2 protein-coding genes are annotated in these 2331 nt (G+C 31.2%); both read left to right on the forward strand.

Features of this window, described 5'->3' with window-relative positions:
• Positions 1 to 197 precede the first annotated feature (197 nt).
• Entirely contained in the window at positions 198 to 1100 is a 903-nt protein-coding gene (locus tag HMPREF9304_RS01350) for an ATP-binding cassette domain-containing protein (protein WP_036926040.1), read from the forward strand.
• Positions 1097 to 1873, forward strand: a complete 777-nt coding sequence (locus HMPREF9304_RS01355; protein WP_036926041.1) for an ABC transporter permease — start codon at positions 1097 to 1099, stop codon at positions 1871 to 1873. Before HMPREF9304_RS01350 ends, HMPREF9304_RS01355 begins: the two co-directional genes overlap by 4 nt.
• Positions 1874 to 2331: the final 458 nt, after the last annotated feature.

Raw genomic sequence — 2331 nt, forward strand, 5'->3', positions numbered from 1 at the left:
CTCAGATTTAATTTGTATCTTCGCCATGTCTATCGTCGGATTCTCTTGTTTTTTTTGCAACATTAAGATAAGTGAAAATTCTGACATAGTAAAATCCTGAGCAACTTTTTGTTGCTTAGGTACTTAAAAAGTTTAATTTATAATAGTATTGCGGAATTAAGGATAAATACGAATAATTTTAAAAGGAAGTGTTGATTATGAATATACTTGAAACTAACCATCTCACTTTTAACTACAGAAATCATTCTGTATTAGAAGACATTAACTTGAAGATTCCAGAAGGTTCCATTTATGGATACTTAGGCAAGAATGGAGAGGGTAAATCAACAACGATAAAGATACTTTTAGGATTGGAGCAAACTAAAATAAATACGGTATTTTTCAATAAAAAAGAATTTCATTCCAACAGATTGCATATCCTTCAAAATATAGGATGCTTGATTGAACAGCCATTCTTCTATGCAGATTTGAGTGCCTATGAGAATCTAAAATATTTGGATATACTATATCATTGTGGACAAAAACGCATTCAAGAGGTTCTAGAGCTTGTGAATTTGACTAAAGATAAAGACAAAAAAGTTAGAAAATATTCTACAGGAATGAAACAACGCTTGGGAATTGCGATGGCAATGTTTCATAATCCTAAATTACTCATTCTTGACGAACCTCTCAATGGACTAGATCCTCAAGGTGTTTTTGAAATGAGAGAGCTAATGCTCAAACTTAAAAGTAAAGGAAAAACCATTTTCATTTCAGGACATATCTTAGCTGAAATGGAGAAAATATGCACACACATCGGAATATTAAATAATAAAAGATTATTGTTTCAAGGAGAAATTAATAGTCTACTCAATCAGAAAAAGCAATCTTATTTAATACATACGGACCAACCGGAACGATGCATGAAGATATGTAAAGAACACTTGATTCCCACAAAAAGGATCTCTGATGGCACGCTTATTATAGAAATAGAGCAAGATGGTTCCTTTGACAGTTTTAAAAAATTAATGCAACAAAACCACATTCAAATTTTACTTTCAGATACATACCAAGAAAATTTGGAGTCTGTATTCCTTCATCTAATAAAAACCGACTTATGAAACCTATATCGTTCTTTACTATTCTTAAAAGTGAACACTATAAATTAAGATTTAATATTGCCATTTGGCTTTTCTTGCTATTTCCTTTGTTCATGACTTTATGCGTCGATATATATGTTTTGCATAAACATGCTGATGGTATCTATAATCCGGCAATAACTATTGATTATAATCCTTGGGTATGGGTATTGGGTAGATACATCTTCGACTCCTATGCTCTGCTTTATCCAATTCTTGCAGCCATTTTGAGTTATTCTTTATGCGATGTAGAATATAAGAATTATGGATTTAGACTTCTTTTTACAAGACCAATTAGCAAGCTGACAATTTATTCGAGCAAAATAGTCTTCCTTTTAGAGATTAACTTTATTTCTTTCCTTATAGGTTATCTTACTTTCCTCCTGTCTGGTTTTGCTCTGGATAAGTTATTACCTGGATATGAATTCTCCAGTTATAATGTTAATAACCTAATAGCTTCTTATTTCTCGTATTTGTTTATAGCACTTTCTGCTGTTTCACTTATACAATATTATCTTAGTTTGATTTTTAAGAGTTTTGTTTTACCTATTGGGTTTGCTAGCCTCATGACGATTTTTGGTATTATTGCTCAAAATAAAGATTATATCTACCTTATACCCTATAGTACAGTGTGGAGATTAAACTATTGTTTTTATAGCGGGATAATAAACTTTTCGAAAGGCGAATACGTAAACATAGCCTATGTGCTATTCTTTGTCGTTATCTCATTTTTTGTATTTATAAGGAAAAAATAAAAGATACTCTTCGGTGAAAAAATCAAATAATTAATTTAGAAATAAAACTTTAGAGATGTTACAGAAATTAGCACTTCAAAAGAGTATTTCATTAATACACTAGTGAATCTATTACTACAGATCTTCTGAACGAATTCAACTTTAGTATCATCAGATCTATACATGAAACAAAATGCAGTCCCTAGCGTAATATTAGGGTAATAATAACTTAACCGTAATATTAGGGTAATAATAACTTAACAACTTAAAATTATGAAAAAATTAAGCCTCAAATCTGCAACTAAGCTCTTGAACGTCCTTATTGCGTTTACACGTCCTCCCATTACTGAATTGGCAGATAATTTGAACTTGAAGCACCCACTTCTGCCTACAATATCCCCTTACCCCATAATGTGACTTGAGACAATACACAATATCATTCCCATAAGTTGTAGGCATTATCCAAAATCAGTCTGGAA

Source organism: Hoylesella timonensis S9-PR14 (assembly GCF_000762405.1).
GTDB lineage: Bacteria > Bacteroidota > Bacteroidia > Bacteroidales > Bacteroidaceae > Prevotella > Prevotella timonensis_A.

Coding starts and splice junctions, on each gene's coding strand:
- HMPREF9304_RS01350 (WP_036926040.1), top strand. CDS start 198: ATGAATATACTTGAAACTAACCATCTCACTTTTAACTACAGAAATCAT.
- HMPREF9304_RS01355 (WP_036926041.1), top strand. CDS start 1,097: ATGAAACCTATATCGTTCTTTACTATTCTTAAAAGTGAACACTATAAA.